The organism is Corynebacterium doosanense CAU 212 = DSM 45436, from assembly GCF_000767055.1.
In the GTDB taxonomy this organism is placed as follows: Bacteria; Actinomycetota; Actinomycetes; order Mycobacteriales; family Mycobacteriaceae; genus Corynebacterium; species Corynebacterium doosanense.
The window spans coordinates 2,340,810-2,363,553 of sequence record NZ_CP006764.1 but is presented as its reverse complement, the minus strand read 5'-3'; the positions used below and the strand labels follow the sequence as shown (position 1 = coordinate 2,363,553).

The window sequence follows — 22,744 nt, the reverse complement described above, 5'->3', positions numbered from 1 at the left end:
CTAACGCCCGGTGACCTCGCCGCCATGCTTGGCGACGGGCGCCAGAACCACCGGCCGGGCGAAGTACGCCGCAGCAGCAATGACGGCGACGGACACGAGGAAGACAATCAACCCGGTCCAGTCGTGGGCGTATTCGGTCGGGTCGGCGGATCCGCGCCCGGCGTACATGTGGTTGAGGTTGCTCAGCAGACCCGTGAAGGTCACCAGAATGACGTGGATGGCGGCGAAGACGAGGAAGTAGACCATCACGCCGACGTGCACCTTGCGGGTGATCTTCAACGGCAGCGCGCGGCTCAGGCGCGTCCACTTCGCCGACCACAGCGTGCTCATCCGCAGACCGGTGATGATCGCCAGCGGGGCGGCGATGAAGACGGTGAAGAAGTAGGTGAGCTGCTGCATCGCGTTGTAGTGGATCCAGCCGTTCTCCGTGGGCCAGTCGAACGTGAGGTACTGCAGGACTGCCGACAGCGCGTGCGGGAAGACGTCCCACGTCGTGGGAACCAGGCGTTTCCACTGGCCGGTTGCGAACAGCAGCACGATGTAGATGAAACCGTTGAGCACCCAGAAGATGTCCACCGCCTGGTGGAACCACGTGGTCAGGCTGATCTTCTTGCCGTTGCCGAACTTCGGGGTCCAGTAGGCCTCCGGACGGCGCTCGCTGCGGATCTGCAGGCCCGACTTGAGAATGAGCACGATGAACAGCATGTTGAGGAAGTGCTGCCAGCTCAGCCACGCGGGCAGGCCCACCGGGGTGTCCTCCGGAAGTTCCGGGTGGCCGGGGTAGCGCGCGATGAAGTCCGCGCCAGGTCCCGTGGACAGCAGCCACCGCGTGGCCACAGCGACCAGCGCCGCGGCGGCGATGAGGGCGAGCAGGCCGAGGACGGAGCCGATGATCCACTGACGTGCGGTGAAGCGGCCGTATTTCTTGGGCTCCGGGGTGGTGGCCTTGGCGGAGGTGGACTTTGCCGGTGCCTTGGTCGTGGCCGGTGACGAGCCAGCGGCAGGCGGTGGTGTGCTGACTCCGCTAGGTGCGGCGGGCTTCGAGCTGCCAGGGGCCGTGGCCGAACCGGGCGGAGGAGGCGGGTTACTAACTCCACCCAAAGCACCCGAATTTCCGAGCGGGAGAGGGGGATTGGGTGGAGTTAGTGTCGGAGCCGCGGGAACCGGGGGAGCCGGGGGAGCAGGCGGAGCAGCCGACGGTGCCGGAGGCGCAGGTGGAGCGGGAACTGCCGGAGCAGCGGCAACCGGAGGTGCCGGGGGAGCCGCCGGGGTCGATCCGGGAGGGGTGGGAACCGACGGAGCAGCAGGGGCCGCGCTGGCGGGCGGCGTCGGGACCGGGGGAGCAGCCGGAGCCGGTGCAGCCTGGCTCGGCGGTGCCGGAACCTGCGGCGGAGCGGGAACACCCGCGGGCGCTGCGGGCGCTGCGGGAGGGATTGCCGGAGTCTTCGGGTCAGTCATGATGGCGCTTACTTTACGTGCGGGGTCTCGCCCGGGCCCTCTCCACGGCGGGGCGAGGGCGGTTTAGATTCACGAAAGGGTGGGCAGGGGGGCGTCGATAAGCGAAGCCGCACCGCGCGTCTTAAGGCGCGCTGTCCGCCGCCTGTGCCCTGAGGCCCGCGATGTAGATGTCGGTGAGCCACTCGCGCGCCTCCGGGTCAATAGCGCTGGCCAGGGCCGGCAGTGGCCGGGACGCGGTGACCAGGCCCAGGTAGAAGCGCACGGGGGAGAGGTCGGCCGGGGCGAAACCGTGGGTGACCCCCAACTGGAAGACCTCGGAGACCATGGCGATGATGCGCCCGCGTTTGGTGTTCACGTCCCCCAGGGCCTCGGGGGCCAGGGCGATGTGGCCGACGAGTGCCTCGGCCAGGCCGGAGAGGTTCTGGTCGCGCACCCCGTGGATGGTGTCGCACCAGGCCTGCCACGGGTCGTCGTCCCAGGCGGCGGTATCCGGTGTGAGCACGGCGGACAGGCGGGCGAAGCCGTGTTCGATGACCGCGCGGAACAGGGTGATCCGGTCGGGGAAGTTGCGGTTGGCGGTGGCCACGCCGACCTCGGCGTCTCGGGCGATCTCACGCAGGGAGACGTCGGCGCCCTTCTCGGCGATGAGTCGGGTGGCGCTGTCGAGGAGGGCGGCACGGTTGGCGCGGGCGTCCTTGCGCATGCTGTGCCTCCCGGGGTGTGGCTTATCGACGTTGTGGAGCGAACCGTTCTGAAGTGTCCTGGGTTTAGTTCCGATCGTTTCTAGAGGAGGATTGGACCATGCCTAGGAAGTTCAGTGACGAGTTCAAGGACAAGGCGGTGCGGTTAGCCGAGGAGCTCGTTGAGCTTGAGGGGTGCTCGAAGTGGGCGGCGGCGGAGGAGATCGGCGAGAAGCTCGGCGTCTCGGCGCACACGCTCAACAACTGGTTGAAACCTGTCAAAGCGTCCCCCGACGTTCAGCGGAGCACTGGCGAGTCGGTCGACGACGAACTGAAGCGTCTGCGGCAAGAGAACAAAGAGCTGCGCAGGGCAAACGAGATCTTGAAGACCGCTTCAGCTTTTTTCGCAGCGGAACTCGACCGTCCCACCAGAAGATGATCGAATACATCGACACGTATCGCGATCGCTTCGGGGTCGAGGCCATCTGTCGCACGTTAAGGCAGACAGAATGTGGGTTTATCACCTCTCGTGGCTACCGAGCAGCGAAAACACGAGCCCCGTCGGCCAGGAGCTTGTCAGACGCGCTGCTTATCCCCGAATTGGTGAAAGTCTTCGAGGACAACTTCAGCGTGTACGGGGTACGCAAGATGTGGAAGGCCATGCAGCGCGCCGGCTGGGACATCGGTCGTGATCAGACGGCACGGTTGATGAAACTCGCCGGCATCCAAGGCCGCAGAAGGGGCCGCACTCCGATCACAACGCTTCGGGCTGATGTCCCGGATTGTCGTCCTGATCTGGTCAATCGTGACTTCACCGCGTCAGCGCCGCACCGGCTGTGGGTCGCTGACATCACCTACGTGCGTACCCTGTCGGGGTTTGCGTACACCGCGTTCATCACCGATGCGTACTCCCGCAAGATTGTCGGGGTTGCCACCAGGGCGAGCATGCGCACCGATGAGCTGCCTCTTGAGGCTTTTGAGCATGCTCTTTATCACGCAGGTGATCTCCGTGCTGAAGGACTTGTCCATCACAGCGACCGCGGCTCGCAGTACGTGTCCATTCGTTACAGTGAGGCGCTTGCTCAAGCTGGGATTGATCCGTCCGTTGGCACCGTCGGCGATTCCTACGACAACGCGTTGGCGGAAACGGTCAACGGTCTATACAAGACCGAGCTGATCTATCCCCACCGGCCGTGGGCGTCGGTTGGGGAAGTCGAGATCGCGACCCTTCGCTGGGTGTACTGGTGGAATAACCATCGCCTGCACGAGTCATTGGGATACATCACTCCACAAGAGATGGAAGACGCCTACTATCAACAATCACACGCCCACCCGTTGGGCGTTCAATAAGCGGAACGAAAACCAGGACGCTTCATTCCGTTTCACCATAACACCTGCCCGGACCTCTGGGTTGCGGCGGGGATAGTGGAACATTATGCTCCACTACGCTATCGGAACAGAGCGTTCCGGATTGGTCCAACACCGAGGAGCCCCCTCCATGTCCACCCCTGTCTCCGAGGCACCCGCCGCTTCCGGGCGCGAGTCCCGCGAAGGAAACGACTGGCTGAAGATCGCCGGCATCGTCCTCCTGCTGCCCTGCGTCATCGCGCTCATGCTCTTCGCGTTCCTCGCCCCCAACTTCGCCTCCGGCCCGCACGAACTGCCCGTGGCCATCTCCGCGCCGGATCCGGTGGTCACCCAGCTTTCCGACGCCACCAACGCCGCCAACCCCGACGCCTTTTCCTTCGACCCGGTGGGTTCGGACGATGAGGTGCGCGGGGCCGTCGAGAAGCGAGACGCCATCGGAGGCCTGACCATGGACCCCGCCACCGGCACGGCCACCATCTACACCGCGGCGGGCAACGGCGCGCCGTACCCGGCCGTGATGCAGCAGCTCGCCGGCGGAATGCAGGCGCTGGGACTCAACGTCCAGATGGTCGAGGTCGCCCCGTACAGCCAGGACGATCCGCAGGGTTCCGGGCTCAACGCGCTCGGGCTGCCGCTGGCGTTCGGCGGCATGATCTCCGCCGCGCTCATGACCACCCTGTTCAAGGGCAAGCCCTGGCACAAACTCGTCGGCGCGCTGGGCATCGCCGCGCTGGGTGGCCTCGTGGTCGCCGCCATCCTGCACCACGGCTACGGCGTGCTCACCGGCGACTTCTGGCTCGAGGCGCTGGCCCTGGCCTGCGGCATCGCCGCGACGTCTCTCGTGGTCACTGGCCTGGGATCGCTGCTCGGCATGGCCGGCGTGGGCCTCGGCGCGGTGCTGACCATCTTCATCTCCAACCCGCTGTCCGGACTCGCCACCGGCTGGTGGTGGCTGCCGCAGCCCTGGGGCATGATCGGCCAGTACATGCCCATCGGCGCGGCCGGCTACCTGCTGCGTTCCATCAGCTACTTCGACAACCACCACGGCGGGCACTCCTGGACCGTGCTCGGCGTGTGGATGCTCGTCGGCGCGCTGCTCATCGCGGTCGGGGGAGTGCGCAACCGGCGCGCTGCCGCGTAGGTTCTGACAAAAGTTGCGGCCCCCTTCTCCTGGTGAGAAGGGGGCCGCTGCTTTGTGCGTGTTACTTCAGGGCGTCGAGCGCCTGGTCGATCGGGGTTCCGCCGCCATTGAAGTTGATGTACTTCCCGGCGGTCTCCGGCTTTTCCACGACCGCCGCGATCATCGCGGCCACGTCCGCGCGGGCGACCTCGCCGTGCTCGACGTTGCTGTCCGGCAGCGCGATCTCCACGGCGCCGGTGCCGTCGTCCTCGGTGAGGGTGCTCGGGCCGAGGATGGTCCAGTTCTTCGCCTTGGCCTGCACGTAGCGGTCGGCGGAGTACTTGGCCTCGGCGTAGTGCCAGAAGTCGTTCTCCGGGTCGATGCCGTGGTCGGCCTGCGCGCCGAACCAGGACACCGTGACAAACCGGTCCACGCCCGCCTTGTTGGCGGCCTCCACCGTGTGGGCGGCGGCGTCGCGGTCGACGGCGTAGGTGCGGCTCACGTCGCCCCCGCCCGCGCCGGCGGACCAGACGACCACGTCGGCGCCTTCGAAGGCGCCGGCCAGCTCGTCGATGGAGGCGTTCTCGATGTCCAGGACGACCGGGTGCGCGCCCGTGTCCGTGATCTCCTGCGACTGCTCCTGCTTACGGATGATCGCGTCCACCTCGTGGCCGTTTCCCACCAGCAGCGGCTCCGCCAGCAGCGAAACCTTTCCGTGTCCTCCGACGATGACGATCTTTGCCATGATGTGCTCCTTCGTATCCGGGGTGCGTTCACCATGGTTCAACGCCGGGGTGGGGGAGGAGTATTCCCTGCGCGGCCCTAGGGGAGTCGGACTTGGTTAGACAGGGTTAGGCCTTCTATTTGTCTAGAGGGCGAATGCCTAAGGCTCCGGGATCTAGGGCTGTTGGGACGGACCAGCTACAGCACCGGCTCGATCGGGTTGCCCTGCCAGGAGGTGGCGGCGGGCACGCGGTCGCCGCGCATGACCAGGGAGCCGGGGCCGACGGTGGCGCCGTCGCCGAGTTCGCTGGCCGGCAGGGCGACGGAGTGGGCGGCGAGGGTGGCGCCGTCGAGAAGTGATACCGGGCCCAGGCTCATGACACGGTCCTGGAACAGGTGTGTCTGCACGACGGTGCCGGGGCCGACGGTGGCGCCGCGGCCGATGTGGCAGAGGTCCGTTTCTGGCAGCCAGTAGGACTCGACCCACGCGCCGCGGCCGATCTTCGCGCCGAGCAGGCGCATGGCCAGGTTGTGCTCGCCGGTGCCGATGGCGTGGTTGAAGAACCACGGCGCGCCGAGCGTCTCCACAAACGTGTCCTGCAGCTCGTTGAGCCACACGAAACTGCTGTACAGGGGGTGATCGCCAGGCTTGTGTCGCCCGACGCAGATCCACTTGGCCGCGACACACACCGCGACGGCGATCGCGCCCGCGGCCATGTAGACCAGCCCGGCCGTGAGCCAGGCGGCGGCGAGGCCGAAGTGGGCGTAGATCCAGTGCATCGCGGAGAACACGCCGGCGAGCAGCATCGCGGAGGACATGGGGGCGAGCAGGCGCATCGTCTCAATGACGCCGCGGGCCACCTTCACTTTGGTGCCGGGGCGGTAGGTCAGGGCGTCGCCCTCGCCGATCGAGGCCTCGACACGCCGCATGCGCTCCGGCGGGGAACCCCACCAGTTCGCGCCGGGTTTGGCCTTCTTCGGGGTGGAGGACTGCACCGCCACCAGGGAGTTCTTGCCCAGCTTCCGGCCCGGCGCGGTGATGCCGGAGTTGCCCACGAAGGAGCGTTTGCCGATCTTCGTCTCACCCGTGAGCATCCAGCCGCCGCCGAGCTCGTAGCCGCCCACCATGGTGTCGTCGGCCAGGAACGCGCCGTCCTTGACCTCGGTGAGCTTGGGGATCATCACCGCGGTGGAGATCTCCACGTCGCGCCCGATCGTCGCGCCGAGCGAGCGCATCCACCACGGGGTGAGCTGGCCCGCATACAGCGGGAAGAGGCTGGTACGCGCGTCGTCCATGAGGCGCTCGATGGTCCACAGCTGCCAACCGCGCAGGGAGCGCACGGGCACGACGCCCGGCGCGAGCCCCGCGGAGAGCAGCCGCACGCCGAGCCAGGTCTGCGCCATGTACAGCGCGAAGGCGATGAGCCCGCCGAGCGGGGCGAACAGCAGCGCGCCGACGTAGACGTTGCCGCCCGTCAGCGTGACCAGGCCGAGCACCGCGGCGATGGCCAGGCCGACGGAGACCAGCGGCTGGACCGCCAGGCCGACCGAGGTCGCGCCGTAGATCCACGCCCAGTGGCGCCTACGCGGCGGGTGATGGTCGGGGAAGCGGTGTTTGGAGCGGCCCACCTTGACCGCGGGGGAGCCGGACCAGCGCGAACCCGCCTTAACGGCCTTGCCGCCGACGACGGTGGAGCCGGCCTCGACGTGCGCGTTCGCGCCGATGACGGTGCCGGGCAGCAGGGTGGAGCGTGCGCCGACACGCACGTTGGCCCCGATCTCGACGGCTCCGACGTGCAGGATGTCACCGTCGAGCCAGTAACCCTTGAGATCCACCTCCGGCTCGATGGCCGAGTGGTTGCCCAGGGTGAGCAGGCCCGTCACCGGCGGCAGCGAGTGCAGGTCGACGCCCTCGCCCAGTTGCACGCCGAGCAGGCGGGCGTAGTTGTTCACCCACGTCGATCCGGCGATTTCGCGCGAGCCGGAGACGTCCGACCAGCGTTCCGCGGCCCAGATGCGCAGGTGCACGGAACCGCCGCGCGGGTAGTCGCCCGGGGTGATGCCGCGGGTGAGCAGCCGCGCGCCGAGCGCACCGAGGGGCAGGCGCCCCAGCGGCGTGACAAAGACCAGCAGCATGGCGATGACCAGCCACCACGGCGTGTCGATCGCCCACGGCGCCGGCACCACGTTGCTGATGAGCAGCAGCCACGCCAGCGGACCCGTGGCTGCCATGGTCATAGCTGGGATCTGGAAGAGCGTCTGTGCCAGGCGGGTGCCGGCACCGACGGGTTTCACGTCTCGCTTCTCGACGCTCGCCTGCCCACCAAGTTCGATCCCTGAGAGCTCCGCGACGTTCTCCACGTGTTCGGCCAGCGCACCGAGGCGCGGGTGGTCGTAGAGGTCGCGCACCGCGAGGGTGGGAACCCGCTCGCGGATGCTGGCGATCAGCGTGGCCGCTGCCAGCGAGGAACCGCCGAGGGAGAAGAAGTCCGCGTCCGGGCCGTCGACCGAGACGCCGAGGTTGTCCACCCAGAGCCCGGCGAGCCAGGACTCGGTGGCCGTGAGGCCGGCGTCTTCGTTGATGCCGACGTCGGGAAGCGGCCAGGGAAGTGCTTTCTTGTCCACCTTGCCCGAGGTGCGAATGGGCAGCTCATCCATGACATGGATGCGCGGCACGAGCGCGGCGGGCATGGTCTCGGTGAGGCGCTCATGGGCCTCGGCGTGATCGAAGTCGAGCTCGGGATCGTCGAGGGAGACGTAGCCGACCAGCACCTTCTGATCGCCGCCGGTGGTCTGCACGGCGACCGCGGAGTTGTAGACATTGTCCAGCGACGCCACGTTGGCTTCGACCTCGCCGAGCTCGACACGCCGGCCGCCGATCTTCACCTGATCGTCCACGCGCCCGACGAAGTACAGGCCCTCGACCTCCAGGCGCACATGGTCGCCCGAGCGGTACGCGCGCTCCCAGCCCAGCGACTCCAACGGCGCGTACTTCTCCGCGTCCTTCGCCGGATCCAGGTAACGAGCCAGCCCGACGCCGCCGATGACCAGCTCGCCGACCTCGCCCATGGCCACGGGCTGGCCCTGCGTATCCACGACCGCCAGATCCCAGCCCGCCAGCGGCAGGCCGATCCCGACGGGGAGATTCGGGTGGAGGTGCTGCGCGCAGGCCACCACCGTCGCCTCCGTCGGGCCGTAGGTGTTCCACATCTCCCGGTCATCGGTGGCCAGGCGCTCGACGAGCTCCTGCGAGCACGCCTCGCCGCCGACGATGAGCAGGCGGATGTCGTCCAGCGCCTCCGCCGGCCACAGCCCCGCCAGGGTGGGCACGGTGGAGACGACGGTGATGTCGCGGCGGATCAGCCACGGGCCCAGGTCCATGCCCGAGCGCACCAGCGAGCGCGGGGCCGGTACCAGGCAGGCGCCGTGGCCCCAGGCCAGCCACATCTCCTCACAGCTGGCGTCGAATGCGACGGACAGGCCGGCGAGCACCCGGTCCTCGGGGCCCAGCGGGTTGTCGCGCAGGAAAAGTTCCGACTCCGCGTCGACGAACGCCGCCGCGGAACGGTGGGACACAGCCACGCCCTTGGGCTTGCCCGTGGAGCCCGACGTGAAGATGATCCACGCGTCGTCGGTGAGGTGGGGGCGGTCTGTGTCCGAACGCTCCTGGGATTCGACGAGCATGCGGAAACCGTCGTCGGTGAACAGGGCGTCGATACGCGCCTCACCGAACACCAGCTCCGCGCGCTCCTCCGGGTCATCCGCATCCACCGGAACGTAGGCGGCGCCGGCGGCGAGGGTCGAGAGAATGGCGAGGTAGAGGTCGCGCTTGCCCGACGTCATGCGGATGCCGACCTTGTCGCCGCGGCGCAGGCCCGCGCGGTGCAGCTCGGTCACCCAGGCGTCGACCGTCTCCATGAGCTCGGCGTAGGTGATGATCTCGCCGTCATCGATCGCCGCCGCATCCGGATACCGCTGGGCGGTGGCTGCGAGGATGTCGTAGAGCGTGCGCGGCGCGGGCGCGTCGTCGCGGCGCAGGTACTGGCAGGGAACCACTAGCTGGCCACCTCATCCGCATCGAGGATCGACGACGCCAGCTTGCGCAGATGCTTGAGCTGCTTATTCGTCGAACTATCCAGGGCATTGTTTTCCGCCTCGGTGACCAGCTCGGTGAGCTCCGCGTGCGCCTTCCGGCCCTTCTTCGTCGCCGTGACAATCTGGCGGCGGCGATCCTGCGGGTCACGCTCGCGCTTGGCCCAACCGTGGGACTCCAGCTGATCGACGAGACGAACCATGTCCGAGGCGTCAATGGCCAGGGTCTCCGAGAGTGCTGACTGGCTGGCGGCGTCCTGGCCGATGAGGCAGGCCAACACCCAATGCTCGCGCAGGGTGGCGTCCTTGGTGGCCAGGGCCTGCTCGACCTCATCGCGGGTGCGGCGGCGCAGGCGCTCGATCTGGAAGGAGGGGGACTCCAGGAGGGCATCGGGGATGGCGTTCATGATGCTGATGGTACCGGGCTATTGTGGCTGACGCGAATTATGGGGATGGGCCCACTAATTGGGTGGGGAACCTTGGGCTGGTTGGGCGGGTCTAAGGGGGCATGGGGCTTGTGCTGCCGCCGCTGAAGCTGCCACCTGATGTCAACGAACTCGTCTATCTGCCAAGGTTAGCTGGGGACGGCGACTACTGGGCGTCGCCAAGCAATTATGTGCTGCTCACCCCGGAGGTTGCGATTCCGCGCCGGGTCGTGGCCGGGCTGGGGGACTGGGAGGTGGAATGGCTGCGCGCCGCGGCGGTTGCCCGCGCCTGCCGATCGTCAGTCGTGACCGGGCGTCATGCGGCGCGGCTGTGGGGCATCGGCGTCCACGGCATCGAGCCGGATGGCGTGGTTGACCTGCTGCTTCCGGGGGAGCGTAGGGCGAGCTCGATGGATCGGTGGGGTGAGAACGTCCGCTACTTCAACACACTGCTTCCAGAATCTGAATACACAGCCCTGGATGGTTACCGGCTGGCGACGCCTTGGCGTGCGGTGCGGGACATCGCCATCCGCGACAGCGAACTCGAAGCCCTCGTAGCCATCGACTCATTGCGAAACGTGATCCCCGGGCCCGACGATCTCCATTACTGCGACATCCTCGGCTCGGGCAGGTATCACGGTAAAACCCGCGTCCGCAATCTTCTCGCAATGTCGAGGAAGGGGAGCGAGAGCCCCTTGGAAACCTGGGGGAGGGAGCAGCTCCGGCAGGCCCAATTGCCCGAAATCACCTCGGTGCGGCTACAAGTGAGTATCGACGTCGCGAACCGCACGTTCCGGGTGGACATGGTGATCAACGGCTGGCTCATCGTCGAATTCGATGGTGGCGTGAAATACGACGGGGATAACCAGTCTCCCCGCAAGGAGGCGCAGCGTCAACATCTCATCGTCAACGCCGGGTGGACGATGCTTCGGGTCAGCTATCAGGATCTCGCGCGGGGCAATTTTGTGCCGATGGTTCTCGAGGCACTGCGTCGGCGGGAGGCTGGGGCGTCGGCGTAAGGGTTTTGGGGGGCGTCGGGCGTTCGCCTGAGCGGCTCTCCTGCTATCTCTCGAATAGCTTCCTTCGGACACTTCGTGGGCACAAAGTGTCCGAAGGAAGCTATTCGAGAGATAGCCTTTTGGGCCAGTCGAGCCAGCCTGAGCCCCAGCCCGAGGCCCCCGACCTACTCCGTCGCCAGCCCCGACCTGACCCATGCCTGGGTCCCACCCTCGACGTTGATGACGTCCTCCATCCCGAGCGCGCCTTCCATGTACTGCGCGGCCTGCGCAGAACGCCCGCCAGATTTGCAGATGACGTAGACGGGTTGGGTGTCGTCGATCTCGCCGTGGCGCTCCATGAACTCCGAGAGCGGGACGTTCACGGCGCCGCGGGCGTGGACCTCGGCGAATTCATCGGGTTCGCGGACGTCGATGAGCTGAGCGTCGGCGGGGACTTCGGTGACGGTGACGTTTTTCATGCAGGCCACCCTAACGGATCAGGCCAATAGGAGTCGCTCGCCCGTCGTGTCCATCGGATGGGATGTGGCTCCCAACAACACGACCGCTCGCTTGGCGGGGCGGTCTAGACCGATCCAAGAGCTGAACCCGCCGGTGGCGCCGTTGTGCCAGGTAAGCGTATGCCCGTCCACTTGGGAGGTCAGCCATCCCGCGCCGATGTGGGTGCCTGAATCGAACCGCGCGGTCGGTGTCAGGGCGGACATGCCGGGAGCTGAGCCATCCAGAAGCGATCCGGCGTAGTCGCCCATGGCCCCGATGTCAGTGCTGATTCCGCCTGCTGGATAAAACTCGAGATCGTCCCATGGTTCCTGCGAACGCCCTGCCTCGTCGCGACCCTGAACGGGGTGTGACCCGCGTTTGTCTAGGCCAGGGAACGAACGGTCGAGGAGTTCTGCGTAGTTCAGGCCCGTTCGCTGTGCCACTGCGTGCCCAAGAGCTGCGAAACCCAGGTTCGAGTAAGTCGGTACCGGGGCAGTCAAACGAGCCTTACGAAGCTTCCTGACCAGGTCCTCCACGTCCCCGTGATACGGGTTCCTCGCCCGAAGTAGATCGAGGATCACTCGGGCGCGCTGCAGCGGGTTGAGGACGTCGTCACGCAGGCCCGAGCGGTGTTGTGAAAGCTCGTCGAGCGTCACGGAGCCTGCGGGAGTGAGTCCGAGATCGAAGACCTCCCGGAGCTCAGTGGACCCGCTAACCTCGCCCCGATCGACGGCGTCCGCGTAGAGCATGCCGGTGATCGCTTTGTTGATTGAACCGATCTCAAAGGTTCCGTTTAGCGGGGCTCCGACGGCAGCCAGGCGAAGTCCCAGTCCCGGGGCAAGTGCTGCCACCGAAAACGCAGAGACCTTCTTTGCGGGAAGAAGGTCAATGGCCTGCTCAGCCAGCTCGACGTCTCCGTCAATCGTCGGGGCCACCGTACGGGAAACCCTTAGTTCTCCGTCTTGGCGTCGATGTCTTCCTCGACGTTTTCCTTTTCGTTGTGGCCCTCGGCCTCGTAGGCCCTGAGGGCGGCGTCGAGGATGGACTCGGCCTCTTCGCGGGAGCCCCAGCCGGCGCTGTTGACGGACTTGCCGGGCTCGAGGTCCTTGTAGTGCATGAAGAAGTGCTCGATCTCGTCCAGGGTGAACTGGGAGATGTCCTCGAGCTCCTGGTAGTCGTCGAAGCGCACGTCGTCGATGACGCAGAGGAGCTTGTCGTCGCCGCCGGCCTCGTCGGTCATCTTGAACACGCCGACGATGCGGGAGTTGACCACGACGCCCGGGAAGACGGGCTCGGGGGAGATGATGAGGGCGTCGAGCGGGTCGCCGTCGTCAGCCAGCGTGTTCTCGAGGTAGCCGTAGTCGGCGGGGTACGCCATCGGGGTGAAGAGGTAACGGTCGAGGAAGACACGACCGGTCTCGTGGTCGACCTCGTACTTGTTGCGCGAACCCTTGGGGATCTCGACGATGACTTCTACGGACTTGCTCACTTCGAACGGCTCCTTCGCTAGGGGGGATCTATCAACCACTGAAGCATACCCGCGCTAGTGTTATCGGCGATGAGAGCTAAAAACGTGGCAGTCGGCGTGGCCGGCGGGGTGCTGGCCGTGGCCGTCGGCGCCACCGCGGTCGTCGGGGTGCAGGTGCACCAGATGTACGAGGGCCTCGACCACGGTCAGCCCTTCACCATCGCCGAGCCCGAGCCGGTGGCCACCCCGGCCGGCACCGACGTGCAACCGGTCGACATGGCCGCGCTCAACGCAACCCTGGAGCAGCTCGCGGACAACCCGGCGCTGGGCACGGTGCACGGCAAGGTCATCGACACCACCACCGGCGCGACGGTGTGGGAGCGTCGCCCGGCCGACCCCCTCACCCCGGCGAGCTCGACGAAGCTGCTCACCACCTCGGCCGCAATCCTGCACATGGACCCGGACAAGACGCTGACCACCGAGGTCGTCGCCGGGCCGGTCCCGGGCAGCGTGGTCATCCGGGCGGCGGGCGACGTCTGGCTGACCCCGGAGCGTATCGACGCCCTGGCCCAACAGATTCCCGGGCCCGTGACGCAGGTGAGCATCGACACCAGTGTGTGGAGCGGCGACGAGTACCTCCCCGGCTGGGTCGACGGCAACATCGATGAGGGCTACATCGCCCCGCTGCAGCCGGCGATGATCCACGGCGGACGCCTCGGCGAGACCACCGGCGACGTCCCCCGCAGCCACACCCCGGCCTTCGACGTGGCCGCGGAGCTCGCCGCCCGCCTCGGCGCAGAAACCGTCGCCGTCGGCCCGGCGCCGGAGGGCACACAGGTACTGGCCACCACCGAGTCGCCGACCCTGGAGGAGCGGATCGAGCAGACCAACCTGCACTCGGACAACGTCATGGCCGAGGCCATCGGCCGGGAGCTGGCCATCGACCGCGGGGCGGGGAACACGCCCGAGGCGGCCACGCGGGCCACGCTGGACACGCTGCGGGAGGCCGGGTTCGACACCATCGGCACCACGCTGGCGGACAACTCCGGACTCAGCGAGCACAACCTCATCGCCCCGCGCCTGCTCAGCGACCTGGTCACCGCGGCCGCCACCGGCGATCGGCTGCGCCCGCTGCTGGGTACGCTGCCGGTCGCGCACGGCGACGGCACCCTGGAGGTTCGTTACGCGGATCTGCCCGGTCGCGGCTGGGTGCGCGCCAAGACAGGCACGCTCACGGGGACAAACGCCCTGGTGGGAACGGTCACGGCGCAGTCGGGGCGGGTGTACACCTTTGCCCTGCTCTCCAACGGCTCCGACATCCTCGAAGGCCGGCAGGCCCTCGACGAGTTCGCTTCGGCGCTGCGGGAGCACTAGTGCGCAGCCCACACTTCCTCGCCTGCAGGCGCGCGGCCCGCGGCTACGAGGACGTGGTGGTCGGGCTCTCCGGGGGCCCGGATTCCCTGGCTCTGACCGCGGCGCTCGTCGCGGAGGGCGCCCGCGTGGAGGCGGTGGTGATCGACCATCAGCTGCAGCCGGGGTCGGCGCAGGTCGCGCAGCGCGCGGCCGCGCAGGCGCGGGATCTCGGCGCAGCAGCAAACATCAGAAAAGTTCAGGTCAGTGCCAAGAACCTCGAGGCCGAGGCCCGTACCGCCCGTTACGCGGCGCTCATCGACGCCGCCGGCGACCGACCCGTCCTCGTCGCCCACACCCTCGACGACCAGGCCGAGACCCTGCTGCTCGCCGCACTGCGCGGAAACCCCGGCGGCATGGCCGCGCGCAACGGCCAGATCCACCGCCCCTTCCTGGGCATCCGCCGGGCGGACACCGTCGGCGCGTGCGACGAGCTGGGCCTGGCGTACTGGGAGGACCCGCACAACCAGGACCGGGCGTTTCGACGGGTGGCGGTGCGCCAGCAGGTGCTGCCGCTGCTGGGGGAGCTCATCGGCGGGGACGCCGTCGCGCCCCTGGCCCAGGCCGCCGCGCGCACGGCCGCGGACAACGCGCTGCTCGACGAGCTCGCCGGGCCCGGCACCGACGACTGCCTGGAGCTCGGTGCCCAGCCGGAGCCGCTGCGGCGCCGGCGGATCGCGGCGTGGCTGCGGGCGGAGGGGTTTGCGGTGACGGGTGCGGTGGTCACGGGCGTCGATAAGCTCGTGTCTGACTGGCACGGCCAGGGCGGAGTGGCCGCCGGGTACGCGGCCGGGCGGCGGTTGGACGTGCGGCGGATCGGTGGCAAACTGGCTGTCATCCCGCAGGAGCCCTAAAGCAGAGGAATGTCATGCACACTCACAAGGATCTCAACGTCCCCCCGCACCGGTACGGCGACGACGTCGAGTCGATCCTCATCACCGAGGACCAGCTGGCCACCCGCATCCAGGAACTCGCCGACAAGGTGTCCGAGGAATACCGGGACGCCGACGATGACCTCATCCTCATCTGCGTACTCAAGGGCGCGGTGTTCTTCCTCACCGACTTCGCCCGCGCGCTGTCCATCCCCTCCGAGATGGAGTTCATGGCCGTGTCCTCCTACGGCAACTCCACGTCCTCCTCGGGCGTCGTGCGCATCCTCAAGGACCTAGACCGCGACATCGCCGACCGCGACGTGCTCATCGTCGAGGACATCATCGACTCCGGCCTCACGCTGAGCTGGCTGATGAAGAACCTGCGCGGCCGCCAGCCCCGCTCGCTCAAGGTGGTCACCCTCCTGCGCAAGCCCGAGGTGCAGACCGCCCAGGTCGACCTCTACGACGTCGGCTTTGACATTCCCAACGAGTTTGTCATCGGCTACGGCCTCGACTACGCCGAGCGTTACCGCGACCTGCCCTACGTGGGCACCCTGCACCCGCGGGTCTACGGCGGCGAGTAACCCCGCGTTAGACTCGCTGGAACGATTGCGCCGCGCCGGGCGTTAAAGAGGCGACCCACCACCGTTCCCCGAGCTGAAAGGTCATGCACCGCGTCCTCGTGAAAGGGCCGCGGTGGCTGCCTCACTGATGAAGAACAAGAGAATCCTCCAGATCGGCCTCGTAGCGGCCGTCGTCCTGGTCACGCTGTTCGTGCTCTCCGCGCTGACGGACGAGACCCGCGGTCACCTGCGGGTGGACACCTCCGTCGCCCTGGAACAGATCCAGGCGAACAACGCCGAGGAGGTGCAGGTCGACGACCGGGAGCAGCGCCTGCGCATCACCCTGGCCGAGCCGATCACGGTGGACGAGCGCGACGGGGTCACGGAGATCATCACCCAGTACCCCGCGCGCTCGACGGAGCAGATCACCACCGCACTCAATGACGCGGGAGTCGACTACGACACCAACGTCACCCAGGACTCCTTCCTCATGAGCATGCTGGGATTCCTGCTGCCCATGCTCATCCTCTTCGGCCTGCTGTTCTTCTTCATCAGCCGCATGCAGGGTGGCGCGGGCGGCATGTTTGGCATCGGCGGCAACAAGGCCAAGCAGCTGACCAAGGACATGCCCACCAACACCTTCGAGGACGTCGCCGGCGCGGACGACGCCGTGGACGAGCTCCAGGAAGTGGTGGACTTCCTCCAGGACGCCTCGCGCTACGAGGAACTCGGCGCGAAGATCCCCAAGGGTGTGCTGCTCTACGGCCCTCCCGGCACCGGTAAGACCCTCATCGCGCGTGCCGTCGCCGGTGAGGCGGGCGTGCCCTTCTACACCATCTCCGGCTCCGACTTCGTGGAGATGTTTGTCGGCGTCGGCGCCTCGCGCGTGCGTGACCTGTTCAAACAGGCCCGCGAGAACTCGCCCTGCATCATCTTCGTCGACGAGATCGACGCCGTCGGTCGCCAGCGTGGCTCCGGCATGGGTGGCGGCCACGACGAGCGCGAGCAGACCCTCAACCAGCTGCTCGTGGAGATGGACGGCTTCGGCGACCGTGAGGGAGTCATCCTCATCGCCGCGACCAACCGCCCGGACATCCTCGACCCGGCGCTCCTGCGCCCGGGCCGCTTCGACCGCCAGATCCCCGTCACCGCGCCGGACCTGGCTGGGCGCCGGCAGATCCTCAAGGTGCACTCCAAGGGCAAACCCATGGGCCCCGACGCCGATCTCGACTCGCTGGCCAAACGCACCGCGGGCATGTCCGGCGCCGACCTGGCCAACGTGGTCAACGAGGCCGCGCTACTCACCGCGCGGGTCGGCGGCACCATCATCACCGCCGACGCGCTGGAGGAGGCCACCGACCGCGTGATCGGCGGCCCGCGCCGCTCCGGCAAGATCATCTCCGAGCAGGAGAAGAAGATCACCGCCTACCACGAGGGCGGGCACACCCTGTCCGCGTGGGCGCTGCAGGAGATCGAGCGTGTGTACAAGGTCACCATTCTCGCCCGCGGGCGCACCGGCGGCCACGCCATGACGGCGCAGGAGGACGACAAGGGCATGTACACCGTGTCCGAGCTCTACGCTCGCCTTGTCTTCGCCATGGGCGGCCGCGCCGCCGAGGAAGTTGTCTTCGGCTCGCCCACCACGGGCGCCTCCGCGGACATCGAGCAGGCCACCAAGATCGCCCGCGCCATGATCACCGAGTACGGCATGTCCCCGGCGCTCGGGCCCATCAAGTACGGCCAGGAGCAGGGTGATCCCTTCTCCGGCGCCGGCGGCGGCGGAACCCTCGACTACTCCATGGAGGTTGCCGAGCGTATCGACGAGCAGGTTGCCTACCTCATCCGCCACGCGCATGTGCGCGCCTACGAGATCCTCTCGCAGCACCGCGACCACCTCGACCGCCTGGCCGAGAAACTCCTGGAGAAGGAGACGCTGCGTCGTCCGGACCTGGAGGCGCTGTTCACCGACATCGAACCCCAGCCGGTGGGCAACATCTACCCGGACCTCAAGGAGGAGTTCCCCCGCCAGGAGGGCCGCGAGCCGGTGAAGACCCCGGTCGAGCTGGCCAGGGAGCGCGGCGAGGAGCCGCCCAAGAAGTACAGCCTGCTCGAGGCCTCCCGCGAGGCGCGTGCGAAGCGCATGAAGGAGCTCGAGGCGAAGAAGGCCGCCGAGGAGCAGCAGAAGGTGGGCCCGCCGACGAAGAGCGGCGGGCGGCACCAGCGCCCCGAATCCGGCGGCTCCACCGCGGCGAGCGCCGACCTGCCGCACTACCAGGGCACCCCGCCGCCCGCGGACTGGACCGTTCCAGGCTGGCCGCCTAAGGGCCAGGACAACCCCTACGCTGCCCCGACGAACGCGCCGGAGAAACACGTCGATAAGCCCGAGAACGCCGAACACCCCGGGATGAAGAACTACGACGAGAACGCGGCGCCGCGCGGTTTCCAGCTGCCCGAGAACGAGCGCCCGGACCACGAGGAACGCCGCGAGGAGGCGCAGATCTCCGAGGCCGACGAGACCTCGGAGATGCCGCGCGTCGTCGACCCGACCCAGGAGGGCACCGATGATCAGCGAGGTTGAGTTCCCCGAGAACTTCGACGCCCCCCGCGCCGAGGCCGCCATCCGCGAACTGCTCATCGCCGTGGGCGAGGACCCTGACCGCGAAGGACTGCAGGACACGCCCGCCCGGGTGGCGCGTGCCTACGCGGAGAACTTCGCCGGCCTGCACAAGGACCCGACGGAGGTGCTCGAGCGCACGTTCAGCGAGCACCACCAGGAGCTGGTGCTCATCAAGGACATCCCCATCTACTCCATGTGCGAGCACCACCTGCTGCCCTTCTACGGCCACGCGCACATCGGCTACATCCCCAACAGGGAGGGCCGGGTGACGGGCCTGTCCAAGCTGGCGCGGCTGGCGGACCTCTACGCCAAACGCCCGCAGGTGCAGGAGCGGCTGACCTCGCAGATCGCCGACGCGATCCAGGAGAAGCTGCAGGCGCAGTCGGTCATCGTCGTCATCGAGTGCGAGCATCTCTGCATGGGTATGCGGGGCATCCGCAAACCCGGAGCGATGACCACCACCTCCGCTGTCCGGGGCGGGTTCAAACGCTCCGCGGCCTCGCGCGCCGAGGTCCTCAGCCTCATCAGGGACTGACCGTCATGGCTCTGGCAGATCTCACCCCGCCCGGCCGCGCTGCGGTCATGGGGATCGTCAACGTCACCGAGGACTCCTTCTCCGACGGGGGAAAGTGGCTGGCCGTCGACGACGCCCTCGCGCACGCCCGAGAGCTCGTGGCCGAGGGCGCGGACATCATCGACGTGGGCGGCGAATCCACCCGGCCCGGCGCCACGCGCGTCCCGGCCGACCTCGAGGCGGCCCGGGTGGTCCCGGTGATCCGGGCGCTCACCGAGGAGGGGATCGCCACGTCGGTGGACACCATGCGTGCCTCCACCGCCGCGGCCGCCGCCGAGGCGGGCGTGACCATGATCAACGACGTCGCCGGCGGCCTCGCGGATCCGGACATGTTCCGGGTCATGGCCGACGCGCAGGTTCCGGTCTGCCTCATGCACTGGCGCACCCCCGAGGGCCGGGGTTACGGGGAGGCCTCGGGCGTGGCGGATCACGGCGAAGACGTGGTCGCCGACGTGGCCGAGCTGCTCACCCAGCTGTCGCGCCGCGCCATCGAGGCCGGCGTGGATGCCTCGAACATCCTCATCGACCCCGGCCTGGGATTCTCCAAGTCCGCCGAGGAGAACTGGCAGATCCTGCGTGGGTTGCCCTCGCTTATCGACGGCGATTTCCCCCTCCTCGTCGGCGTCTCCCGGAAACGATTCCTCGCCCAACTGCGCACCGACCGGGGCATGGCGGCGGATCCCGACCCGGCCACCCACGCGGTGAGCGCGCTCGCCGCCCACCTGGGAGCATGGGGAGTGCGTGTGCACGACGTGGCCGCCTCCCGCGACGCCGTCGACGTCGCCGCGCTCTGGAAAGGAAAAAACTGATGGCAGACCGCATCGAACTCACCGGCCTGGTCGCCTACGGCCACCATGGCGTGCTCCCGCACGAGACCGAGCACGGGCAGTCCTTCACCGTGGACCTGACCTGCTGGCTGGACACCGCCGAGGCCGCCGCCACCGACGACCTGACCAAGACCGTCAACTACGCCGAGCTCGCGCAGCTGGCCCACGACGCCGTCACGGGCGAGCCGCGCCAGCTCATCGAGACGGTCGCCGCGGAGATCGCCGACGCGGCGCTCGCGCGCTACGACGTGCTGCACGCGGTCGAGGTCACCATCCATAAACCGCACGCCCCCATCCCGCTGAGCTTCGCCGACGTCGCGGTCGTGGCCCGGCGCTCGCGCAAGTCCTCGCCCCGCTTCAGGAACGCCTGATGCGCGCCGTTTTGTCCATCGGCTCCAACATGGACGACAAGTGGGCGCTGCTGCGCTCGGTCTCCGAGGAGTTCGCCGGCCAGATCGTCGCCGAATCACCCGTCTACGCCACCCCGCCGTGGGGGGTCGAGGACCAGGATGACTTCCTCAACGCCGTGCTCATCGTCGACGTCGACGAATCGCCCCTGGAGCTGCTGCGCCGCGGCCAGCGGCTGGAGCAGCAGGCCCACCGCGTGCGGGTGCGCCACTGGGGGCCCCGGACGCTCGACGTGGACGTGGTCGCGCTTTTCGACGACGCCGGCAACCCCATCGACTGCGACACCGAGGAACTCACCGTGCCGCATCCGCACGCGCACGCCCGGGCCTTCGTGCTGGTGCCCTGGCTGGCCGCGGATCCGGGGGCGACCCTGGCGGGGGAGTCGGTGGAAGGGATCGTCGATAAGCTGCCTCCCGCCGAGGTCGCCGCGGTGCGGGTGGTGGAACCGTGAACCGGACCTCCCTCGGCGCGCTCGCCGGCACCTTCGTCTTCCTGGCGGCGGCGTTCGGCATCCTCACCTGGCGTTTCTACGGCTCCTTCCCGCCCATTCCCGCCGCCGGGGCGGTGACAGTGTGGCTGCTGGTCGCCGTGGTCGTGGTGCTCATCCTCCTGGTCAGGCGCGCAGACATCGGGCTCGATCGCACCCAGCTCGACCCCATCACCGTGGCCCGGATGATGATCGTGGGCAAGGCCTCGGCGTGGACCGGCGCGGTGCTCGGCGGGCTCTATAGCGGGGTGGCCACCTACGTGATCCCGCAGGCCGGGATCCTCGCCGCCGCGCAGGACGAGGCACCCGTCGTCCTCGCCGCCGCGCTCGGATCGCTCGCGCTGTCCGTAGCCGGCGTCGTACTCGAGCGACATTGCGAAGCGCCGCCTCCCCTTGACGGGCAAACAGTTAGTTAAGGTGGTGCACATGAACGAAGAGAACCTCGCCGGTGAATACACCCAGGACAACGGGCAGGAACAGGCCACGGGGAGCGGCTCGGGTCAGACCGCGCTCATTCTTCTCATCGTCGTGGCGGTCCTGGCCAGCGTGGTCATGCTGTTCACCGACAGCAACAACGCACTGAAGATTGCGCTGCTCGCGGCGCTCTGGGCGGCGATCATCGGGTTCTTCCTCGTCTACCGCTACCGCGCCCAGGTCAAGGACGCCGACGCCCGGATCGCTCTCACCCGGCAGCTGCACGCCGCCGAGCTCGAGCAGGCGCGCGCGCAGGCCGCCCCCGCCGCCAACCCGGCCGCCGCCGGGGACGAGGGCCTGAACACCCAGATCCTCGTCGAGCTGCGGGAGGAGATCGCCGGCCTGCGCGCCCAGCTGGAGGAGCTCTCCGGCTACCGCTTCGACTACGAGCCCGAGGCCATCCGCGCCGAGGCCAAACGCATCATGGAGGTGGAGGCGCGCGCGGCCAACCAGCGGGTCGCTGAGGAGATGGCTTCCGAAAGGGAGGCACGCGCCGCCCGGGAGCCCGAGTCCGTCGTGCCGGAGCCGGTCGCGCCCGAGCCCGAGCCCGTCGCGCCGGAGCCCGAGACCCCGCGTGCCGCGTCCGCGCCGGTGGACGAGGAGACCTCGGGCCGGGGCCTGCCCACGCGCGGGCCGGTAAGTCCGGCCAACCCGTTCACGCCGTCGGGCGCCGAGACCGCCGAGCACGGCGTCGTCCCCGACAACGGCGAAGCCCCCGCCGGCGGCTCGCACCGCCGCCCCACCGGGGCGCCCAGCGAGGAAGCCGTCGCCGGCCGCGTCGGACGCCAGGACTTCCGACAGTCGGGCACGAATCCGCTGTCCGCACTGATCACGGAGAACAGCCGTCGAGAAGCGGAAAAAGCCGAACCCGCGCCCACCCGCGGCGGAGGCCGTCGCCGCCGGGACGAGAACAACACGGGCGTCTCCGTCGCCGACCTGATGAAGAACCTCAGGAAGGAATCCAGCGAGGGTCAGGAGTGAGGGCGCCCCGCCTCAACGCGGGGATCTTCGCCGACGACACCGAGCTGCTCGATCTCGGCCCCCAGCTGCGCGAGATCGGTCACCACGTCACGTACTTCTCCGACGTCGAGGACGCCACGCAGTTCGAACTCGTGGTCATCACCGTGCCGGACAATCGTCTGGAGGACGTCATCGAGGGCATGTCCGCGCGGGCGCGCCCGGGGCAGATCTTCCTGCACACCTCCGCCGGGCACGGCACGCAGGTGTTCGACTCGCTGGAGACCTCCGGAGCCGTGGTCTGCGCGGCGCACCCGCTCACCGACGACCTGTGGGCGGTCGGCGCGGCCGATGAACTGGGGGAGACCATCGTGGAGCTGCTCGTCGGCGAGCTCGGCGGCCAGGCCCTGATGGTGCCCGATACGCAGCGCCTGCGCCTCGCCGCGGCGCTGACCTACCGCAGCTTCGAGGCCACCCTGCGCAACGACGCCTTCCTCCTGCTCTCCGAGGCAATCGGCAACGAGGAACGTGCCCTGGAGATCATCGGCGGATTCGGCGAGGAACGCCCGCTCGACCCGGTCCGCGGCCCGGCGGGCATGGCGGCGCAGCAGCGTGCCATCGAGGATCCGGGCACCGCGCGGGTGTTTCGGGATCTGGCGCGCCGGGCTGCGGAGCAAACCGGGGCCCACGACGTGGAACTGTGGGCCATGGGAGACAATTAGCCC

General features: G+C 68.3%; 23 protein-coding genes and 1 pseudogene. 16 read left to right on the top strand and 8 right to left on the bottom strand.

The annotated features are described in order from the left end of the window. A complete protein-coding gene (locus CDOO_RS11565) occupies window positions 1-1,101 on the bottom strand; it encodes a cytochrome b/b6 domain-containing protein (RefSeq protein WP_018022805.1) in 1,101 nt (366 codons plus the stop codon). Between the two features lie 44 nt (window positions 1,102-1,145). On the opposite strand from CDOO_RS11565, the gene CDOO_RS11560 reads away from it, so the two are divergent. Then, window positions 1,146-1,460 carry a hypothetical protein gene (locus CDOO_RS11560; protein WP_218916334.1) on the top strand — a complete coding sequence of 105 codons (315 nt, stop codon included), beginning with the start codon at window positions 1,146-1,148 and terminating at the stop codon, window positions 1,458-1,460. A 119-nt stretch (window positions 1,461-1,579) separates the two neighbouring features. On the opposite strand, the gene CDOO_RS13375 is transcribed toward CDOO_RS11560, so the two are convergent. Further along, window positions 1,580-2,161 carry a TetR/AcrR family transcriptional regulator gene (locus tag CDOO_RS13375; protein WP_018022807.1) on the bottom strand — a complete coding sequence of 194 codons (582 nt, stop codon included), beginning with the start codon at window positions 2,159-2,161 and terminating at the stop codon, window positions 1,580-1,582. Between the two features lie 98 nt (window positions 2,162-2,259). Here CDOO_RS13375 and CDOO_RS14410 point away from each other — a divergent pair. From CDOO_RS14410 to CDOO_RS11540, 3 genes and pseudogenes are all read left to right on the top strand, one after another. Continuing rightward, window positions 2,260-2,454 (top strand): annotated as a pseudogene (locus tag CDOO_RS14410) (transposase); the annotation flags it as partial. Beyond that, window positions 2,403-3,488 (top strand): IS3 family transposase, encoded by a 1,086-nt coding sequence (locus tag CDOO_RS11545; protein ID WP_245616269.1) that lies wholly within the window; start codon window positions 2,403-2,405, stop codon window positions 3,486-3,488. The pseudogene CDOO_RS14410 and the gene CDOO_RS11545, both read left to right, overlap by 52 nt. Before the next feature lie 148 nt (window positions 3,489-3,636). Continuing rightward, on the top strand, window positions 3,637-4,647 hold the full coding sequence (locus CDOO_RS11540) for a hypothetical protein (protein ID WP_018022810.1): 1,011 nt from the start codon (window positions 3,637-3,639) through the stop codon (window positions 4,645-4,647). Window positions 4,648-4,708: 61 nt separating this feature from the next. Here the strand turns inward: CDOO_RS11540 and CDOO_RS11535 are convergent, their stop codons facing one another. The 3 genes from CDOO_RS11535 to CDOO_RS11525 all read right to left on the bottom strand — a co-directional run bounded on the left by CDOO_RS11535 (window position 4,709) and on the right by CDOO_RS11525 (window position 9,848). Then, the gene (locus CDOO_RS11535; protein WP_018022811.1) at window positions 4,709-5,371 is read right to left on the bottom strand and encodes an SDR family oxidoreductase; all 663 of its coding nucleotides are present in this window, start codon (window positions 5,369-5,371) and stop codon (window positions 4,709-4,711) included. Window positions 5,372-5,547: 176 nt separating this feature from the next. Beyond that, on the bottom strand, window positions 5,548-9,405 hold the full coding sequence (locus tag CDOO_RS11530; protein WP_018022812.1) for a Pls/PosA family non-ribosomal peptide synthetase: 3,858 nt from the start codon (window positions 9,403-9,405) through the stop codon (window positions 5,548-5,550). Then, entirely contained in the window at window positions 9,405-9,848 is a 444-nt protein-coding gene (locus CDOO_RS11525) for a MarR family winged helix-turn-helix transcriptional regulator (protein WP_018022813.1), read from the bottom strand. The genes CDOO_RS11530 and CDOO_RS11525 overlap by 1 nt, the downstream gene beginning before the upstream one ends. 101 nt (window positions 9,849-9,949) lie before the next feature. Here CDOO_RS11525 and CDOO_RS11520 point away from each other — a divergent pair, with 101 nt between their 5' ends. Then, complete coding sequence (locus CDOO_RS11520; protein ID WP_018022814.1) at window positions 9,950-10,885, top strand: PDDEXK family nuclease; 936 nt, start codon at window positions 9,950-9,952, stop codon at window positions 10,883-10,885. A 164-nt stretch (window positions 10,886-11,049) separates the two neighbouring features. On the opposite strand, the gene CDOO_RS11515 is transcribed toward CDOO_RS11520, so the two are convergent. The 3 genes from CDOO_RS11515 to CDOO_RS11505 are packed head-to-tail and all read right to left on the bottom strand — an operon-like array spanning window position 11,050 to window position 12,851. Continuing rightward, on the bottom strand, window positions 11,050-11,343 hold the full coding sequence (locus tag CDOO_RS11515; protein ID WP_018022815.1) for a rhodanese-like domain-containing protein: 294 nt from the start codon (window positions 11,341-11,343) through the stop codon (window positions 11,050-11,052). Between the two features lie 18 nt (window positions 11,344-11,361). Beyond that, window positions 11,362-12,297, bottom strand: a complete 936-nt coding sequence (locus tag CDOO_RS11510; protein ID WP_018022816.1) for a serine hydrolase domain-containing protein — start codon at window positions 12,295-12,297, stop codon at window positions 11,362-11,364. Window positions 12,298-12,311: 14 nt separating this feature from the next. Then, window positions 12,312-12,851 carry an inorganic diphosphatase gene (locus CDOO_RS11505; protein ID WP_018022817.1) on the bottom strand — a complete coding sequence of 180 codons (540 nt, stop codon included), beginning with the start codon at window positions 12,849-12,851 and terminating at the stop codon, window positions 12,312-12,314. A 69-nt stretch (window positions 12,852-12,920) separates the two neighbouring features. Here CDOO_RS11505 and dacB point away from each other — a divergent pair, with 69 nt between their 5' ends. The 11 genes from dacB to CDOO_RS11450 all read left to right on the top strand — a co-directional run bounded on the left by dacB (window position 12,921) and on the right by CDOO_RS11450 (window position 22,741). Beyond that, window positions 12,921-14,204 (top strand): D-alanyl-D-alanine carboxypeptidase/D-alanyl-D-alanine endopeptidase, encoded by a 1,284-nt coding sequence (gene dacB, locus CDOO_RS11500; RefSeq protein ID WP_026159479.1) that lies wholly within the window; start codon window positions 12,921-12,923, stop codon window positions 14,202-14,204. After that, window positions 14,204-15,094 carry a tRNA lysidine(34) synthetase TilS gene (tilS, locus tag CDOO_RS11495; protein WP_018022819.1) on the top strand — a complete coding sequence of 297 codons (891 nt, stop codon included), beginning with the start codon at window positions 14,204-14,206 and terminating at the stop codon, window positions 15,092-15,094. The genes dacB and tilS overlap by 1 nt, the downstream gene beginning before the upstream one ends. Before the next feature lie 14 nt (window positions 15,095-15,108). Then, window positions 15,109-15,696 (top strand): hypoxanthine phosphoribosyltransferase, encoded by a 588-nt coding sequence (hpt, locus tag CDOO_RS11490; RefSeq protein ID WP_018022820.1) that lies wholly within the window; start codon window positions 15,109-15,111, stop codon window positions 15,694-15,696. Between the two features lie 127 nt (window positions 15,697-15,823). Next, window positions 15,824-18,253 (top strand): ATP-dependent zinc metalloprotease FtsH, encoded by a 2,430-nt coding sequence (ftsH, locus tag CDOO_RS11485; RefSeq protein WP_038573434.1) that lies wholly within the window; start codon window positions 15,824-15,826, stop codon window positions 18,251-18,253. Then, the gene (gene folE / locus CDOO_RS11480) at window positions 18,237-18,827 is read left to right on the top strand and encodes a GTP cyclohydrolase I FolE (RefSeq protein ID WP_018022822.1); all 591 of its coding nucleotides are present in this window, start codon (window positions 18,237-18,239) and stop codon (window positions 18,825-18,827) included. Before ftsH ends, folE begins: the two co-directional genes overlap by 17 nt. A gap of 5 nt (window positions 18,828-18,832) precedes the next feature. Beyond that, the gene (gene folP / locus CDOO_RS11475; protein WP_018022823.1) at window positions 18,833-19,675 is read left to right on the top strand and encodes a dihydropteroate synthase; all 843 of its coding nucleotides are present in this window, start codon (window positions 18,833-18,835) and stop codon (window positions 19,673-19,675) included. Further along, window positions 19,675-20,064: a dihydroneopterin aldolase gene (gene folB / locus CDOO_RS11470; protein ID WP_018022824.1), complete on the top strand. Its 390-nt coding sequence runs from the start codon at window positions 19,675-19,677 to the stop codon at window positions 20,062-20,064. The genes folP and folB overlap by 1 nt, the downstream gene beginning before the upstream one ends. After that, window positions 20,064-20,552, top strand: a complete 489-nt coding sequence (gene folK, locus CDOO_RS11465; RefSeq protein ID WP_018022825.1) for a 2-amino-4-hydroxy-6-hydroxymethyldihydropteridine diphosphokinase — start codon at window positions 20,064-20,066, stop codon at window positions 20,550-20,552. The genes folB and folK overlap by 1 nt, the downstream gene beginning before the upstream one ends. Then, window positions 20,549-21,004, top strand: coding sequence for a DUF3180 domain-containing protein (locus CDOO_RS11460; protein ID WP_018022826.1), 456 nt, complete (start codon window positions 20,549-20,551; stop codon window positions 21,002-21,004). Before folK ends, CDOO_RS11460 begins: the two co-directional genes overlap by 4 nt. A 10-nt stretch (window positions 21,005-21,014) precedes the next feature. Continuing rightward, complete coding sequence (locus CDOO_RS13370; protein WP_018022827.1) at window positions 21,015-22,043, top strand: DUF6779 domain-containing protein; 1,029 nt, start codon at window positions 21,015-21,017, stop codon at window positions 22,041-22,043. After that, window positions 22,040-22,741, top strand: coding sequence for a 6PGD fold domain-containing protein (locus CDOO_RS11450; RefSeq protein ID WP_018022828.1), 702 nt, complete (start codon window positions 22,040-22,042; stop codon window positions 22,739-22,741). The genes CDOO_RS13370 and CDOO_RS11450 overlap by 4 nt, the downstream gene beginning before the upstream one ends. The last annotated feature ends 3 nt before the right edge of the window (window positions 22,742-22,744 follow it).

Excerpts from the sequence above, each read along its gene's own strand:
- CDOO_RS13375 (WP_018022807.1), bottom strand. The coding sequence starts at position 2,161 with ATGCGCAAGGACGCCCGCGCCAACCGTGCCGCCCTCCTCGACAGCGCC.
- CDOO_RS11540 (WP_018022810.1), top strand. The coding sequence starts at position 3,637 with ATGTCCACCCCTGTCTCCGAGGCACCCGCCGCTTCCGGGCGCGAGTCC.
- CDOO_RS11535 (WP_018022811.1), bottom strand. The coding sequence starts at position 5,371 with ATGGCAAAGATCGTCATCGTCGGAGGACACGGAAAGGTTTCGCTGCTG.
- CDOO_RS11525 (WP_018022813.1), bottom strand. The coding sequence starts at position 9,848 with ATGAACGCCATCCCCGATGCCCTCCTGGAGTCCCCCTCCTTCCAGATC.
- CDOO_RS11520 (WP_018022814.1), top strand. The coding sequence starts at position 9,950 with ATGGGGCTTGTGCTGCCGCCGCTGAAGCTGCCACCTGATGTCAACGAA.
- CDOO_RS11515 (WP_018022815.1), bottom strand. The coding sequence starts at position 11,343 with ATGAAAAACGTCACCGTCACCGAAGTCCCCGCCGACGCTCAGCTCATC.
- dacB (WP_026159479.1), top strand. The coding sequence starts at position 12,921 with ATGAGAGCTAAAAACGTGGCAGTCGGCGTGGCCGGCGGGGTGCTGGCC.
- hpt (WP_018022820.1), top strand. The coding sequence starts at position 15,109 with ATGCACACTCACAAGGATCTCAACGTCCCCCCGCACCGGTACGGCGAC.
- ftsH (WP_038573434.1), top strand. The coding sequence starts at position 15,824 with ATGAAGAACAAGAGAATCCTCCAGATCGGCCTCGTAGCGGCCGTCGTC.
- folE (WP_018022822.1), top strand. The coding sequence starts at position 18,237 with ATGATCAGCGAGGTTGAGTTCCCCGAGAACTTCGACGCCCCCCGCGCC.
- folP (WP_018022823.1), top strand. The coding sequence starts at position 18,833 with ATGGCTCTGGCAGATCTCACCCCGCCCGGCCGCGCTGCGGTCATGGGG.
- folB (WP_018022824.1), top strand. The coding sequence starts at position 19,675 with ATGGCAGACCGCATCGAACTCACCGGCCTGGTCGCCTACGGCCACCAT.
- folK (WP_018022825.1), top strand. The coding sequence starts at position 20,064 with ATGCGCGCCGTTTTGTCCATCGGCTCCAACATGGACGACAAGTGGGCG.
- CDOO_RS13370 (WP_018022827.1), top strand. The coding sequence starts at position 21,015 with ATGAACGAAGAGAACCTCGCCGGTGAATACACCCAGGACAACGGGCAG.